Source organism: Flavobacterium sp. FlaQc-57 (assembly GCF_044007395.1).
Taxonomy (GTDB): Bacteria; Bacteroidota; Bacteroidia; order Flavobacteriales; family Flavobacteriaceae; genus Flavobacterium.
Window position 1 is genome coordinate 1,290,224 of sequence record NZ_JBIPDA010000001.1, and the last position, 17,345, is coordinate 1,307,568.

General features: G+C 34.4%; 12 protein-coding genes. 6 read left to right on the top strand and 6 right to left on the bottom strand.

All coding sequences use genetic code 11. The features are described 5' to 3' along the window. Positions 1–66 precede the first annotated feature (66 nt). The 3 genes from ACHRVZ_RS05545 to ACHRVZ_RS05555 all read right to left on the bottom strand — a co-directional run bounded on the left by ACHRVZ_RS05545 (position 67) and on the right by ACHRVZ_RS05555 (position 2,776). On the bottom strand, positions 67–960 hold the full coding sequence (locus tag ACHRVZ_RS05545) for a hypothetical protein (RefSeq protein ID WP_395421199.1): 894 nt from the start codon (positions 958–960) through the stop codon (positions 67–69). A 161-nt stretch (positions 961–1,121) separates the two neighbouring features. After that, positions 1,122–1,865, bottom strand: a complete 744-nt coding sequence (locus ACHRVZ_RS05550) for a DNA/RNA non-specific endonuclease (protein WP_395421201.1) — start codon at positions 1,863–1,865, stop codon at positions 1,122–1,124. A gap of 689 nt (positions 1,866–2,554) precedes the next feature. Next, entirely contained in the window at positions 2,555–2,776 is a 222-nt protein-coding gene (locus ACHRVZ_RS05555) for a helix-turn-helix transcriptional regulator (RefSeq protein ID WP_073409934.1), read from the bottom strand. 511 nt (positions 2,777–3,287) lie between these two features. Here ACHRVZ_RS05555 and ACHRVZ_RS05560 point away from each other — a divergent pair. Genes ACHRVZ_RS05560 through ACHRVZ_RS05570 form a run of 3 tightly spaced genes read left to right on the top strand, consistent with a single transcriptional unit; the run spans position 3,288 to position 10,387 of the window. Next, on the top strand, positions 3,288–6,311 hold the full coding sequence (locus tag ACHRVZ_RS05560) for a SusC/RagA family TonB-linked outer membrane protein (RefSeq protein WP_395421202.1): 3,024 nt from the start codon (positions 3,288–3,290) through the stop codon (positions 6,309–6,311). A 15-nt stretch (positions 6,312–6,326) separates the two neighbouring features. After that, the gene (locus ACHRVZ_RS05565) at positions 6,327–7,757 is read left to right on the top strand and encodes a RagB/SusD family nutrient uptake outer membrane protein (RefSeq protein ID WP_395421203.1); all 1,431 of its coding nucleotides are present in this window, start codon (positions 6,327–6,329) and stop codon (positions 7,755–7,757) included. Further along, on the top strand, positions 7,757–10,387 hold the full coding sequence (locus ACHRVZ_RS05570; RefSeq protein WP_395421204.1) for an alpha/beta hydrolase family protein: 2,631 nt from the start codon (positions 7,757–7,759) through the stop codon (positions 10,385–10,387). The genes ACHRVZ_RS05565 and ACHRVZ_RS05570 overlap by 1 nt, the downstream gene beginning before the upstream one ends. Positions 10,388–10,482: 95 nt before the next feature. Here the strand turns inward: ACHRVZ_RS05570 and ACHRVZ_RS05575 are convergent, their stop codons facing one another. The 3 genes from ACHRVZ_RS05575 to ACHRVZ_RS05585 form a co-directional block, all read right to left on the bottom strand. Then, entirely contained in the window at positions 10,483–10,761 is a 279-nt protein-coding gene (locus ACHRVZ_RS05575) for a DUF6520 family protein (protein ID WP_395421205.1), read from the bottom strand. Between the two features lie 99 nt (positions 10,762–10,860). After that, complete coding sequence (locus ACHRVZ_RS05580) at positions 10,861–12,390, bottom strand: DoxX family protein (RefSeq protein WP_395421206.1); 1,530 nt, start codon at positions 12,388–12,390, stop codon at positions 10,861–10,863. Between the two features lie 323 nt (positions 12,391–12,713). Continuing rightward, complete coding sequence (locus ACHRVZ_RS05585; protein ID WP_395421207.1) at positions 12,714–13,004, bottom strand: hypothetical protein; 291 nt, start codon at positions 13,002–13,004, stop codon at positions 12,714–12,716. Between the two features lie 637 nt (positions 13,005–13,641). Between ACHRVZ_RS05585 and ACHRVZ_RS05590 the strand changes: the two genes are divergently transcribed. Genes ACHRVZ_RS05590 through mobC form a run of 3 tightly spaced genes read left to right on the top strand, consistent with a single transcriptional unit; the run spans position 13,642 to position 17,326 of the window. Continuing rightward, positions 13,642–14,037, top strand: a complete 396-nt coding sequence (locus tag ACHRVZ_RS05590) for a plasmid mobilization protein (protein WP_395421208.1) — start codon at positions 13,642–13,644, stop codon at positions 14,035–14,037. Next, a complete protein-coding gene (locus ACHRVZ_RS05595; RefSeq protein ID WP_395421209.1) occupies positions 14,022–15,326 on the top strand; it encodes a relaxase/mobilization nuclease domain-containing protein in 1,305 nt (434 codons plus the stop codon). Before ACHRVZ_RS05590 ends, ACHRVZ_RS05595 begins: the two co-directional genes overlap by 16 nt. 17 nt (positions 15,327–15,343) lie before the next feature. Beyond that, complete coding sequence (gene mobC, locus ACHRVZ_RS05600; protein WP_395421297.1) at positions 15,344–17,326, top strand: conjugal transfer protein MobC; 1,983 nt, start codon at positions 15,344–15,346, stop codon at positions 17,324–17,326. The last annotated feature ends 19 nt before the right edge of the window (positions 17,327–17,345 follow it).

Consider the following 17,345-nt stretch of genomic DNA (forward strand, 5'->3'; position numbering starts at 1 on the left):
CGTTTCGCAAAACCTAATTCTGTTTAAAAGTTATCCGTTTAGAGATTAGCTCCTGTTAGTTATAGCTTATATAAAAATGTCTGGATTTTTATCTTTAAGCGCTTGAGTTATATATTCTTCAGGAATTTGTTTTATTAATGGTTTTAAGTTATCAATTAATTCTTGTTGGCCACAAGTAAAAGAATTTAGTGCTAAAGAAATTAATGCAGGACCTAAAGTTCTAAAATGATTTTGAATTGAGGTTGGATTATCACTTGTCAAATATATCCAACCTGCTTTAAAGCTAATATTCGTTTCAATATTTAATGACCAATGGAAATGAGGTACCGCAAGATTTTTATATAAGTCGTTAAGCTGTTCCATTGCTATCATATTTCTTAAAATATCTTTTTTAAACTTAAGTATATTTTTATCATAAATATCTTCATTACTTATTGAAATTAATGGATTACCTAAATCAACTGTATATTTATATCCATCACCTTTTGAATTATCATCAGGAAATTTATCTAATTTTGTCCTTGCTGGTCTTGATACATCATCTGTTGAATATTTATCTCTTGGTTTAAATTCAATAACTGATGCATCAGGATTTTCAATAAAAATAAAGCGCAAGGCTGAGCAATTATATATATTAATTACCATATCTTTTTTATTTACAACACCAAAGAATAAAGGTAGTTTTAAGCGATTCAGCCATTCAATATTCTCTTTTTTCCAGGTTTTTGGATCTTCATTTCCATGAGTTATTGAACTTGTGTCACTTTTTGTTTGTAAAATAAAAGGAAAACCAAAGCTTAAATTTCCATTTTCTTGATCAGCAAGTTGACAATAGAAATCAAATCCCGTATCTTCTTGTCTCGGTACTGGAGTAACTATACCTAATCCAGACAATAGATAATTTGCTAAGTATTCTGATCTATCTCCTTCTCTAAATGTATACGCTCTAATTCCTGACATAAGTGTTTTTTTAATTTTTTTTTTGCAGACTACTATAAATAATATAGAATGGATTTAACTGACTTAACTTATAGATTTGTTTTAAACCTTGATTAATACCAATATCAAACATACAAAACCTTTTTTAATCTTTTTTGTTTTCCTAATCTTAAAAAAATCTTTTAATAATCCCAAATCGCTGTTATTATTCTCTTTTGATCGTGCATGTCAGTACCACCTATTCTATCCCAAAAACGTCCACCTACAAGTTGTTCTGCATCATAAGTTTTTACTAAATAATCTTCAATTTTTCCAGTTAATTCTTTATTTTCCATTAAGAAAGTCCATAGAGACAATCTACCCTTAACATCTTCGGCAAGAATACTTTTAATAAAAGCATGAGGTATAGGAATATCTATTCCTAAATCATCAGGTGTTCCTATTGTTTCGATCGGTCTTTGAAAATAGAATACCGGTGCTGATAGAACATACGTTTCTAAAATTTCTGGTTTAGCATTAAGTACTCTTACTTTTTCTTCTAATTTGCTCCACATGACTCGATTTAACTCTTTTTTTTGAGGAGTCATATTGGATAGTAAGAAGGTTTCACTATTTTGAATTGCTTGATTAATTTGATTTGCACTTGACACAAGATGCCCTCTATCATATCCACTGCCTCTATATTCATCCAAACCTGCCCTAAATCGTTTTGGAATTCTTATATCCGCTCTAAAATTATCTAGTCTTTCAACTGGTGTAAGCACAGTGTCTACAAGATAACTATTTCTGTTTATAATTTCCAATGTCCATTTTGCTTGTCTAAAGTACCAAGAATATCCAATGGTAAAAAACCTACCAGTTAAAATCTCATCGCAAACCGGAGCACCATATCGAAGTTCTGGCTGCATATAAAAGGGATTGTCCATATAATTGATTTTATGATTAATCGTTATCTAGATTAGCAAAAAATACTCTTAAATAATAATTATACTAAAATTTATTTTGACTTACATTTTTTGTTAATCCACTTATTTTTAGCATAAAAATACTTATTTAAGAAATAAAATTATACAGTATAAATACCTGTTTTAAATTTTTATTAAGCATAAAAAAAGATACCAATTTGGCATCTTTTTACTTTACTGATATTTCTTTGAACCAATGTTTGTTAGTTGATTTTACTCTAAATTTATTTAGAAGTTTTAGGTGTTGAAGGTTTAGAAGGTTTACTTGGAGGATTATTTCCTCTTCCTTTTCCAGAAGAATTGCCTGTTGTACTTGGTCCGTTTGGTGGTCTTTGATTGCTCATATTTATAAAATTTAAAGTTAAATGTTCTTTATTGTTAACTTTTATATAGCTTAACTTCTCATTTTCTACTGACAAACCGATATTAGCACAATGTAGCTTTTAAGTCTTATTGTTTAACTGATATAAATGTTTCTAGATCGGCACTGTCGCCGTATAATATCCTTTACTTATTTAAGGCTTTCCGTAATCCGATAGATTAATAAGTCGCAAAATAATTCTTTTGCTATTGAAATGACTACCGTATAAATACCTGTTTTTAAATTCAATTCGGCATAAAAAAAGATGCTTAGAGCATCTTCATATTTTTTATAATCCCGTTAATTTAAAAAATTCTGATAGTTTCAAATTTTTTGCCTCACAGATCTTATTTATCGTTTCAAAACTTATATTGTAATTTGGATCATTTTTTATACTTCTGACAGTTTTTTCATCAAGATTATGTTCTACAGCAAAAGAACTCTGGGACTTAGCTTTGCTAACCCATTCATCCTTTATATAGTCAACAATAATACGGTTTGTACTCTTCATCTTAACAAAGTAAATCCCAAGAGGATAAAATAATTCGGATTTAAATCCGAATTATGAAATATTTTGTTATATTTGTTCATAATAAATTATATTTGCGACTCTTCATATAAAAATATTTGAAGCATTCGCTTTGAATCTCGTTTTCAAAAACTGGTAATTTTTAAACGCTCGAGATGATAAGTAAGATGCTCACGTCTTATGGCGTGGGCTCACTTATTCGTGCGTAGGGTATACCAGTACCTTGAAAGCGTTTAAGTTGAGTTCCGCGCCTTTTTTATGGTTATAACTCTCTTATTATTCATAGCAAATCACTCTTCTTAATTTTTAAAAGTTTCGCAACAAGAAAATCGAACTTTTTAAAACTATCATTGCCTGTGTATTAAACAAAATCTTCATTATGCCTATTAAGCCGTTTACTTAATGCATAAAAAATGGCCCTCTATCAGGCGATCAAACTAGTATAGAGGACCGTAGCTAATCAAATCTTCGTTTAACTAACCAATCCAATATTATGAATATTTTTTCATTTTACAAGGATGGGAAAGCTTTTTATTGCCTGTTTTTTATATGGCTTTGTTTGTCTTTCTCATCTCTTTTTGCCAAATCGTACAATCGGAAAATCATTTCTGTTTTTCAGCAAAACCAAATTCAGGGAACCGTCACCGATGGCAGGAATCCTTTGCCCGGGGTAACTATTGCTGTTAAAAATAAAACAGGTGTTTCTGCAATTTCAGATTACAGCGGTCAGTATAGCATTTCTGCCTCAGCTGCCGATACCTTAATGGTTTCGTTTATAGGTTTTAAAACTGTGGGCGTACCAATAAGCGGGCGTAAAACAGTAGATGTCCAATTGATTTATGACACTACAACCTTACAGGAAGTTCGTGTGAATGCAGGGTATTATTCTGTAAAACAAAGTGAACGTACCGGAAGTATAGCCAAAATAACTTCCAAAGATATAGAGAACCAACCCGTTACCAATGTACTGGCGACCATGCAGGGACGAATGGCAGGAGTAAGTATTGTTCAGACTACAGGGGTTCCTGGAGGGGGATTTGACATTCAGATACGCGGACAGAACAGTTTACGGACTAATGGAAACAATCCACTATACATTATTGATGGAGTCCCCTATTCTTCAGATCCTATTGGTACGGGAATAAATTCGGCGGTACTACCCACACAGCCAAGTCCACTGAACAGTATAAATCCCGACCAAATCGAAAGTATAGAGGTACTCAAAGATGCCGATGCAACGTCTATCTACGGTTCTCGTGGTGCAAACGGCGTGGTGCTTGTTACCACCAAAAAAGGTAAATCAGGAAAAACCAAATTTGCGGCCAGGCTTTCCACTGGCACAGGAACCGTAACACGCTTTATGGATCTTATGAATACCCAAGAGTATCTCAATATGCGAAAAGAAGCATTTGCCAATGACGGGATTTCTCCAATTCCTGATTATGCTTACGATGTAAATGGGACATGGGACCAAAACCGAAATATAGACTGGCAAAAAGAACTGCTTGGCGGTACAGCTGTAATCACCGATATTCAAACATCCCTTTCTGGAGGTTCTGATCAGACGCAATTATTATTAAGCGGGAATCTTAATAAACAAACCACCGTTTTCCCAGGCAATTTTAATTATAAAAAAGGAAATCTGCATCTGAACGTAAACCATGAATCTGAAAATAAAAAATTCAGAGTCAATGCCTCAGTAGGTTATACCATGCAAAATAATAACCAGCCCCGACTGGATTTAATGCGGGAAGCCGTAAACATGTCACCTAATGCACCATCACTTTATAATGTCGATGGCACCCTGAATTGGGAAAACAACACTTTTAACAATCCACTTAGAAATCTTGAAGGAAAATACGAATCCAACACCAATGACTTGATTGCAAATGCGATGTTATCTTATAAGTTAACCGATAATCTGGAGCTTAAATCAAGTTTTGGATATACTACACTTGATAATTCAGAAAACACCGCCAATCCATCTACAAGATACAATCCCGCTTTTGGATTAGGTCCTGAATTCTCAACACTGATTGCAAGTGGTGCAGATCGCAAATCATGGATTATTGAACCTCAGCTGAATTGGAATAAAACCATTGGACAAGGAAAACTTGATATACTAGTAGGAAGTACATTCCAAGCACAACAAAGCAATCAACTGGTACAGTATGCTTCGGGATTTTCCAGCAATAGTCTGATTTATAACCTCTCCTCAGCATCCAATATTTTTACTATGGTAAGTGATGAAACCGAGTATAAATATCAAGCTTTTTTTGCAAGAGCAAACTATAACTGGCGTGAAAAATATATCCTGAATCTTACCGGGAGAAGGGATGGATCAAGCCGATTTGGTCCAGGGGATCAATTTGCAACATTTGGAGCAGTTGGTGCTGCATGGCTATTTTCCAAAGAAAACGTATTTAAAAACAGTACATTTTTAAGTTTTGGAAAACTAAGGGCAAGTTATGGAATTACCGGTAATGACCAAATTGGAGATTACCAATATCTTGACACCTATGCTTCTACAGGAATTAATTACGGAGGTACTGTTGGACTACAACCTACCAGACTCTTCAATCCTAAATTTGGATGGGAAACCAATAGAAAATTTGAAGTTGCACTCGAAACAGGTTTTCTTAATGATCGGTTGTTCCTGACTGCATCTTGGTACAACAACAAATCTTCCAACCAATTAACAGGAATACCACTGCCCGGTACAACTGGTTTTTCCACCTTACAAGCCAATCTTGATGCCACAGTGCAAAACAGAGGAATAGAATTGACACTGCGCACAGTGAACTTTCAAAGAAAAGACTTTAACTGGAGTACCAATATTAATCTTACCGTAGCCCAGAATAAACTGCTAAAATTCCCGGATCTGGAAAGTTCTACTTACGCAAATCAATATATAATTGGTCAGTCACTTAACATTCAGAAAGTCTATCACTTTACAGGAGTGGACAAACAAACAGGCATTTATACTTATGAAGATGTAAATGGTGACGGACAGCTATCAGGAAGAGAAGATAAAAAAACGATAAAAGATTTTAGCCCCCAGTACTATGGCGGGTTGCAAAATACCCTTAGATACAAACGCTTGCAATTGGATTTTCTTTTCCAGTTTGTAAAACAAATTAATTACAACGAATCCATTTATTTTGGAGTTCCGGGTTCTTCGGCAAATCAACCTAAAGCAGCACTAAACCATTGGCAACAAGTTGGCGATAGTACGCCCTTTCCAATCTATACTGATGGAACAAACAGCGCCGCTGTGGATGCCTACTACAAACATTTTGAAAGTGACGGGGTAATCAGTGATGCCTCTTTTGTTCGTCTGAAAAACATTTCATTGTCCTATGAATTGCCATTGAAAGAATTGCAATGCAAAGTATTCTTTGAGGGACAGAATGTATTGACTTTTACAAAATATGACGGTGCTGACCCTGAGTTCAAATCTTCAGGTTATTTACCACCACTGCAAGTCCTTTCTGCAGGAATTCAGTTTAGTTTTTAACTTAAAATAAAAACCATGAAAAATTTCAATATAAATAATTTACATGCAGGAAATTTTATTCCTAACCTTTGGAAATCTATTTTTTCGCCATCATGTCTGATCGTATCTCTGATGATGATAAGTTCTTGTGATAATTTTGTAGAAGTCGATTTGCCGGGCTCACAGCTTACTGCCAATGCTGTTTTTGAGGAAAAAGCGACTGCCAATGCTGCAATGACTGATATTTATTCCAAAATAAGGGATGCCAGTTTACTCACAGGCTCAGCATCAGGGCTCTCTCATTTACTTGGAAACTATACTGATGAATTTAAATTTTACGGAGATCCGCAAAATAGTACCGTTGCCTTCTACAACAATTCGCTGATTGCCTCCAATACACAAGTAAAAGGATTGTGGGATAGCAGTTACAATCAAATTTATGCTGCCAATGCCGTTATAGAAGGTATAGAGAAATCTGTTCATTTACCTGAAACTGACAAAAAACAATTAAAAGGCGAAGCGCTTTTTGTACGAGCACTGCTTCACTTTTATCTCACCAATTTATTTGGCGATGTCCCATACATTACCTTTACGGATTATGTGCAAAATCGTAATGCAAAGAAGATGTCTGTAAATAATGTCTATACCAGCGTTAAAAACGATTTAGAACAGGCAATACAGCTTCTGCCTGAAAGTTATATTTCGCAAGACCGAGTGCGGCCTAATAGATATGCTGCCCATGCTTTATTAGCGCGAGTGGATCTGTATGCAGGATTATGGGATGAAGCCTCTAATGAGGCATCGGCTGTAATGAACAATACGGGACTGTATATTTACGAAGATGATCTTGATGAAATTTTTCTCAAAGAGAGTACATCCACTATTTGGCAGTTGGCACCAGGTTTTAGCGGAGGCAATACACTAGAGAGTGTTACATTTAATTTTACCATCGGCCCACCGCCTTTGTCCGCACTTACCGATGGTTTTATGTCGGCGTTTACTGTAAATGACCTTCGAAAAACACATTGGGTAAAAGCAGTTACCGATGGTACAACGACCTGGTATCATCCTTTTAAATACAAATATACCGGGACTGATTCATCAAAAGAGTATTCCATCATTTTTCGTCTTGCAGAAATATATCTGATACGTGCCGAAGCAAGGGCACAGTCAGGCGATTTAATAGGAGCCAAAGAAGACTTGAATAAGATAAGAAAAAAAGCAGGACTGCTAGATACCACAGCAATTACCCAAGCTGAAATCCTTGATGCGATATTGCAGGAAAGACAGTTGGAATTATTTACCGAATTCGGACACCGTTTTTTTGACTTAAAACGCTTTAACAAAATTCAGTCTGTTTTATCAGTGGTAAAAACCGGCTGGGATACACATGATGCATTATTTCCAATTCCTGAAGTAGAACTGAATCTCAACCCAAATTTAAAACCACAAAATTCAGGATACTGATGAGTACAATTATTTACAACAGCAGAATAATTTGGATTAGTATTATTTTGTTTTTGATGACCTGTCCGGTAAACGGACAGGTTCAAAAAACAATACAGCTCACCGAGGCAGACTTTCATTTATGGAGTACCCTTAAAGCGGAGGCTATTTCAGATCATGGCAATTGGGTGAGCTATTCGCTTGGATATGAATCGGGATTAGATACACTTTTCGTTAAAAATACCAAAACTGAAAAGACCTTTGCTTTTGCAAAAGGCTACAGTGGAAAGTTTATAGCTGAGGATTGGTTTGGATGTTTGACAGCTGAGAACCTATTTCAACTTATTGATTTAAAAACTGGTAAAATTCAACATACCAGTAATGTACAGGATTTTACTTTCTCAAATAATGGTTATTATGTAATCCTGTATTGTAACGAAACGGAAGGTAAAACGAAAATTATTATTAAAGATCTCAGTGGAAATGTAATTGAGAATATCGATAATGTAAATTCATATAGTATGAATCCCAATTACAATATGTTAGGCTATTGCAGTTCGGAATCAGACAAAAATACAGTTGGTCTGCTTACATTGGGAAAAGAAATAACCAAAACTACAGTAGTCCAAAATAAGGAAAGACAATTTGAAAATATAATCTGGCAGGCACAGGGAAAATCGATTGCCTTTGTTGGCCGTTTAGTTACAGCAAAATCATTTACAGCCGATACCGTTTTGTTTTACAAAATTGAAGACAAACAGCTTTTTCAATATAACACTACAGTTGAAAAAAACTGGAGGGAAGGTCAAATTCTGGATGCCAATTATACTTCATCACTAGGGATTTCAGATGATGGGACTAGAGTCTTTTTTATGATTAAAAAAAGACACGATCAAAATGCTGTGAAAAATGATTTGGATGTACAGGTTTGGAATGCAGCCGACAAAGAGTTATTTCCTTTTAGACACAGTTATGGTACAGTTCAGGATAATCCAAGGCTTGTTTGCTGGGAACCTCAAAACAGGCATTTTTCAGAAATTGCAGATGACAGGCATTCTGTTGTGATATTGGGTACAAACCAGGAATTTGCTCTTGTCTATAATCCAGATAGTAATAAACCTACCTTTAAACAGGAAGCTGATAGGGACTATTATCTTTTGGATTTAAAAAAGAATATCAAGACACCATTTTTAACACAGCAGTCATCTACGTCAGGGAAGTTATATTTTTCCCCTTCCGGCAAATTTATAGTTTATTTTAAGGAGTGTAATTGGTGGATTTATTCTATTGAAACAGGTATCCATACCAACATGACATTAAAAACGAATATTTCTTTTTATGACAATTCCAATGATGAACCCGACGAACCGAATCCGTATGGATATGCTGGATTCACTGCCAATGATGAATTCGTCTTGCTGTATGATGAATTTGATCTCTGGCAATTTAAAACTACTGGAGAATCTGCAAAAAAAATAACCTTGGGCAGGGAAAATGATCAGGTTCTCAGACTAGTCGATACTGATAAAGGGAATATAAATCATATCGCATCCAAAGGCAAAATGATAGATATTTATTCGGATTTAATATTCAAAGTACAAACAATTAACAATAACAAATCTGGGTATTTCATCTTAGATAAAAATAAAAAATTACGATCCATAATTTATAAGCCAAAATTGATCAGTTCACTATATAAAGCAAATGCAATCAATTCTTTTATATATGTTCAGGAAGATTTCAATGAGCCGCCGACCCTGTTTATCAAAAATGGCAATACTCAGCCAAAGATTATTTATAAAAGCAATCCGCAACATAATGATTATGGCTGGGGGAAATCACAGCTTATCACTTATAAAAATACTAATGGAATTCATTTAAAAGGGGTATTGTTTTATCCTTTTGATTATAATCCACAGCAAAAATATCCGATGCTTGTAAGCATATATCAAAAGCAGACAAAAGCACTTCATAGTTATGTAAATCCTACCCTAATGAATGGTTCTGCATTTAATGTGACTTATTTTACAAGCTTGGGCTATTTTGTTTTATTACCGGATATTGTATACCAAATGGGAAATCCTGGATATTCTGCTACAGATTGCGTAGTTGCTGCTGCCAATAGTGCGATAGCAACAGCCTCAATTGATAAAACTAAAATGGGATTGATTGGGCATTCTTACGGCGGTTATGAAGCCTTTTTTATTATCACCCAAACAAATATTTTTGCAGCTGCCGTAGCCGGTTCCGGTGTCTCAGATTTAACCAGTAGTTATTTGTCAGTAAATTGGGGACATAAAAACATGAACAGTTGGCGTTATGAATACCAGCAGTTTCGCATGAGAAAAACACTTTTTGAAGATTATAAAGCCTATCAGAAAAATTCACCTATACATTTTGCATCAAATGTGAATACTCCATTATTGTCCTATACAGGAGCAGAGGATTCACAAGTTAATCCATATCAGACAATGGAATTTTATCTGGCGCTGAGAAGACTCCAAAAAGAGCATATTATGCTGCTTTATCCAAAAGAAAGTCATGTTATACGAGGACAAGAAAATCAAATAGATTTAACACAAAAAATGTCAGAGTGGTTTGGATATTATATGAAGGGTAATAAAAAACCACAATGGTTTGAGCCAGAATAAGGAAAACCAATAAAAAGAAATTAAAGAACAATGCAGTTCTACAATATGTTAGAACTGCATTGCATTTTAAAAATAATCCCAATACTAATTATTAGTTAGTTAGGGATTTTATACAAAGGAAGATCACAATTTGCTGCATTTGGGGTAGGTTTACCAAACAACTGATTACTGCCTGATGTACAGATGGTAGAATTGAAAACATTACTACACATCACTTCAGCGCGACATGGCTCAGCTTGTGAGACATATCTATAGCCCTGTACATCGGCAATTCCTTTTGTACTGCTCATTGAGGTAGTCGCAAATGCACCACCCACACCTAGAATCACGACTGCCGCCGGCATCATGATTCCTTTTAAAAAATTTCTTTTCATAATAAAAAATATTAAATCATTATGACCTACTCTTTTTTACAGGTTTTCGATCTTGCCCCTGACATCGCGCGATATATTTTTAATCATTACCATTTCACTTTATTTAATCACAGGACTGCTCTGCTTAAGATGTTCACGAAGTTTGTAACATACTATTTTTTCACCAATAAGTGCATAAAAATAATTGTTTGACACATATATACTTCTTATTGTTTTTTTACCAATATTGTAGATTGGAAAACTCGAACGGTATGTTTTATTGGTAAGATCATATACGTCTATGATACTCGCTGTTTTCCAAATATCTTCTGACTCATACAAACCCGGTAAAGCGGAATTCACATACAATAGATTACCTTCCACAGCACTCAATTTATTCACTATGAGTGGCGGTTTGGAAAAGGTTTTCATGTTGCTGTTTTTAAGCTTTTCTAATTTGATCTGAGCGTGGCTTACAGTATCAATAGTATTGCCTCTGTAATCTAAATTAAGATCTTTGTCTGAAACAATGTACTGGTTCCGGTAGAGATAGACATACACTATTTTATTGAGCTGACCACTGAAATGAAAACTCCCATCGGTATCGAATATGCCGTCAAACTGTTTTTGCAATAACAATGGTGCATATTTTACCTTTGTAGTATCAGATAAGTTTAAAGTTCCCATAAGACTTTCTCCTTTTTTTGGTTTCATATAACGAATAGCCATATTCACAGAATCCATTGGCTCTAAGTGTGAAAAATAGTATCCGCTGTTTATTCGTAAAGAAGCTTTCCAGCTGGCTGTATTTCCTTTAAATATATAAGGAACAACGCCTTCAAAAACATAAAAGTTCTGGTCTTTTACTCTTATTTGCGGGGAACTAAAATCAAGCTGCTGCTGTTTTAATTCTATGCGGTAAATTTTTCTTGTCTTCAATGCAGAATCAAGCTCCATTATCTGCAAAGGTGCTGTATAATTACCCAGATATATTTTACCGTTACTGCTTCCTGCAAAATAATAGGAATTATAGATTAAATCAGCCTGATGTATTTCTTGGGCAGCATGCTGTGGAAATCGTCGAATAAACTTATTTTCATAATGAATCATATGCTCGGAACGATTAAACAATAAAACAACAATACCACAGCCAAAGACAGTGCAAATCAGTAAAATAATAATTTTTAATTTATAGCCCATGATTCCAGATTTGTCAATTATTAAAATGCTCTTTTCAGGATTAAATGCAATACCAATTACTGCTAAAATGACAAAACAAATATTGAAAATCAGATGTTCTTCCCATGTCATTTTTTCCAGTATTCCGCCACAGGAACACGGTACAAAAGAGCTGAAATTCAAAATAATATAAATGTAAGCTGTAAACATTATCATAAGCATATAAGCCGCATAAAGACCTGCTAATCTGAACCTTTTAAGAAGTAACACAAACGCTATGATAAATTCTGACACAGGTACAGTTATAGAGATCCAATCTGCAAAAGAGCTCAATAATGGCGATTGCCCTAATTGTATTCTAAAATTTTCAAAATCAAATAGTTTACTTGCTGCGGCATACGTAAAAAGAAGTGCAAACAATAAACAAATTGTATCCAAAATTAGTTTCTTAAAGTTTGTATTTGTTTTCATTTGATATTGATAAATAATTAATCCTATTTTAAAATAATCTCAATTCTTTAGGTGAGGTTTATTTAAAAACCTATTTACAGGAACAAATAATTTTTATTGGAACATCAATTAATAATTTGTAATTAAAAAATTGATTTACAATAATATGGACAAAATTAAATCACTTGCTGATATAAATTATTATCAAAAACCTGCCAAGATTTTTCAATAACATTCAATCGTAGTTAAAAAAAGGATAAGGTGTAGTTTATAATAAAAAAGATGCCATTAGAAAAATAATTTCTATTGGCATCAAAGTAATTTGCTGTTTTTTTTAACTATCGCTACTTTATTATATCGCCAAGTACTCTTAGTTTTTCACTGAGTTCAATCAGCCCGGCTTTTTGTAAACATTCCTCTCCAAATAGTTTTAACTCCTGAAGATTTTCTTCCTGAATACTAGTCATAAGAATGGATGGTTTATCATTGTCCTTAGCAGATAATCCTCGTTCAATAATATGGTTTAATAGCAATACATTTTTTCGTGAAATTTTCATATCAATCTTCACTGCATCATTCATACCAGGGATACTAAGCACAGTATCAAAAACCTTGGCCACATCATTTGTTGTCATAATCTTCACGTTTTAATTAATAATTTATTTATACAAAGGTATAAAGCCAGTATTAAAGTCTCATGGACATAATATGTCCATCATAGGTAAAATCCATTTCGCTTACTTAATTTTGTCTCTGAAACAAACAATAAAGATCAAAATGAGCAATCAAAAACCTTCCTTAAAACAGTCAGGATTTTGTTGTTTTAGAATTGGTTTATTGCTTTGAAAGAGCACGTTTTCAATCTAAAATTCGGAAAATAAATTTGCATAATTGCTACCCAGTTATAATAGTTCTGAATTTTATGCAGTGTGCACTTTCCTTGAGTTCTAAAATAAAATGAAACAGATTTTATAAAACGATATTGAAACTTTAATTACTTAATGTATAGGTCATTGAATTTCCGGAATACTAGAATTAATACATCAACATAATATAAAAATATTTTGTAAAAAGATAAATTTAAGTTTTGAGTGTTTTAGAAATATTAGAATGTCTAAAGAACATCTTAAAGTATCAGCAAGATTGCAACGTTCCTGCAATCGGCAAGATGTCCTGTTGTTAAACAACAGCCTTCTTGCTGCTCTACACTCGGAACTCGTGAGCAGTTATAGGGGAAGGATCAAAAGAGTTTGATGATAATGAAAAAGAGAGATGATGAAAAGAGAAAATTCAAACAGAACACGCATTGTCGGGTTACGCTTTACACCTGAAGAGTATGCGAAAATAGAGAAAAAATGGAAAGCCAGTACTTGCCGCAAGCTAAGTGATTACATTCGCAGACACCTATTTGAGAAACCTATAACCACCATTTACAGGAATCAGTCTTTAGATGAAATGATCCATGAAATGATTCAGTTATTTAAGCAATTAAACGGCATTGGAAACAACTTCAATCAGGCAGTAAAAAAACTACATACACTAAATCAAATTCCGGAATTTAAAATATGGATTATAAGTGCTGAACTGGATAAAAAAATCCTTTTTGATAAGATTGATGAAATCAAAAATTACATCCGGAAAATCTCGGAAAAATGGTTGCGATCATAAAAACAGGATACTCTATCGAAAAGGTTTTCTATTACAATGAAAGCAAAGTAAAAGAAAATGTGGCAGAGTGTATAGGTGCCGGAAATTATCCCATTGATATTGATAAAATGGGATTTAACGTAAAACTGAACCGCTTTTTAAAACAGCTGGAACTAAATGAAAATGTAAAGCGAAACAGTGTGCATATTTCAATCAACTTTGATCCGTCTGAAAATCATTCCAAGGAAAAATTAATGGCTATCGCGGATACTTATATGGAAAAAATCGGATTTGGCCAGCAGCCTTATCTGGTATATCAGCATCATGATTCCGGACATCCGCACATCCATCTAATATCCATAAATGTGCGAAGGGATGGTAAAAGAATTGACATGCAAAATATTGGTAAAAACCGATCTGAACCGGCAAGAAAAGAAATCGAAGAACACTTTAGACTTGTTAAGGCGCAAGGGAATAAAAACAGTACTGATTTTACGCTTAAGCCAATCAACTCACAAAAGATTCAATACGGGCGGAGCGAATCGAAAAAGGCTATTACAAATGTACTGGGTCAGGTGCTTTCATCGTATAAGTACGCCAGCTTTCCAGAACTAAATGCAGTGCTCAAACAATACAATGTTTTAGCAGACCGGGGCAATGAAGATTCAAAAATGTTTAGAGCAAAAGGACTGATGTATAGAATACTTGATGATGACGGTAAACCTATCGGAGTCCCTATAAAAGCCAGTCTCTTTTACAACAAGCCGACACTGAAATTTTTAGAAGAAAAATTTGCGTCTAATAAAACAAATGAAGCCTCAGATATAAGAAGGGTAAAAAATGCCATTGATATGGCATTTTTGAGGAGTAAAATATCGCTAACTGAGCTAGTTCAAGTACTGCAAAAAGATGGAATTAATACTGTTTTAAGGAAAAACGAAGAAGGATTACTTTATGGAATTACCTATGTGGACCATACCACAAAATGTGTTTTTAATGGCAGTACACTAGGTAAACAATACAGTGCAAAAGCAATACAGGAACGCTGTGGCTCCATTAATGTGACCGAGCCAAAAATGACAAATTTGGTTAGTGAAAAATTACACGAAATAACATTTGAAGCACCAAAGTCGGAAATCATTGCAACACTGTTTGGTGATGATTTTAGGGATAACAAATACATGGGATCCAGTACAATAATGGGGCAGTTAGCAGAGATGCTCACTCAATCAGAACAGACGGCTAATTACCTTCCATACGAACTGAGAAACAAAAAGAAAAAAAGAAGAGGACAGTCTAATAATCGATAAAACTTGAAATCATGGCTATGCAGACAGGAGAAAACGAACAGGCGCTGAGAAAAATCTTGGATATGACAAGACTTATCAGCATCATTATTTTAACAATCCATTTTTATTATTACTGCTATGCTGCCTTTCAGCAGTGGCATCTTGTCAGCGGCTTTAGTGATAAAATTATGGGCAATATTTATCATACGGGATTATTCAATAATTTTCATAAATCCAAACTCTTTGCACTGGGATTTTTAATAATCTCACTAATTGGAGCTAAAGGGCGAAAAGATGAAAAACTGAATTACAAAACAGCTTTCGCCTACATCATTACGGGGATTCTGATTTACTTTATAAGTTATCTTTCATTATACCTGAAAATTGAACTTTTGCTGGCAGCAATTGCCTACATGACCATAACCTCCAGTGGCTTTCTTCTAATGCTTTCCGGTGGTACATTATTATCACGTATTTTAAAAAACAGGCTCAACAGCAAGGATGTTTTTAATAAAGAAAATGAAACCTTTCCTCAGGAAGAAAGACTTCTGGAGAATGAATATTCTATTAATCTGCCTGCCAAATATCATTTAAAGGATAAGATAAGGGACAGCTGGATAAATATTATTAATCCTTTTAGGGGACTGCTGGTTTCAGGCACACCAGGATCTGGGAAATCTTATTTCGTCATACGCCATGTCATTACCCAGCACATCCGTAAACAATTCACCATGTTTGTCTATGATTTCAAGTTTGATGACCTGACCAGAATTGTCTATAATAGCTGGCTTAAATACAAACATCAATATCCGAAATTACCTCAGTTTTATGTCATTAATTTTGACGATTTGACCCGAACCAATCGGTGTAATCCTTTAGAGCCATCAGGTATGAGTGATATTACGGATGCTTCAGAATCAGCACGCACTATTTTGCTGGGACTCAACAGGGAATGGATCAAAAGACAAGGTGATTTTTTTGTGGAATCACCGATTAATTTTCTATCAGCCATAATATGGTATTTACGAAAATATAAAGACGGCGAATTCTGCACCCTTCCCCATGTAATTGAACTCATGCAGGAAGATTATGATAGTCTCTTTACCCTGCTTAGGACTGAAAAAGAAATCGAAGTACTCATTAATCCCTTTGTGAATGCCTACCTAAATAATGTTATGGACCAATTAGAGGGGCAAATTGCTTCTGCAAAAATTGCCATGGCACGGCTTTCCTCTCCACAATTGTATTATGTTTTATCGGGTAGTGACTTCACATTGGACATCAATAATCCGGACGATCCTAAGATCGTATGCATGGGCAATAATCCGCAAAAAATCCAAATATATGGAGCTGTATTATCACTATATGTTAACCGATTGGTAAAGCAAGTGAATCAAAAAAAGAAACAAAAAAGCAGTCTGATATTTGATGAATTTCCAACCATTTATCTAAACAATATGGACAGTTTGATTGCCACAGCTCGGAGCAATAAAGTAGCAACTTGTTTGGGTATTCAGGATTTTAGCCAGTTGCGTAAAGATTATGGACGAGAACAGGCGGATGTGATTATGAATATTGTTGGAAACCTCATCAGCGGACAGGTTACTGGAGATACAGCCAAACAATTATCCGAGCGTTTCGGAAAAATTATGCAGGACAGGGAAAGCCTTTCCATTAATAGCGGAGATACTTCTATAAGCCGATCCAAACAATTGGAATCGGCAGTGCCTCCATCCAAAATTTCCGGACTTAGTTCTGGTGAATTCGTGGGTATGGTAGCGGATGATCCTGATTGTAAAATTGAACTCAAAACATTTCATTCTGAAATAGTAAATGACCATGAAGCATTAAAAAAAGAACAGGATCAATATGTTGATATTCCTATTATTCGCAAAGTTGATAATGCAATGGTACAGCGCAATTATCTACAGATAAAAAAGGACATCAAGGATATTATTTATTCAGAAAAGGAAAGACTATTAAATGATATTGAACTAAGTCATTTAGTAATTAAGAAGTGATAATAAATTAAAATCAGAA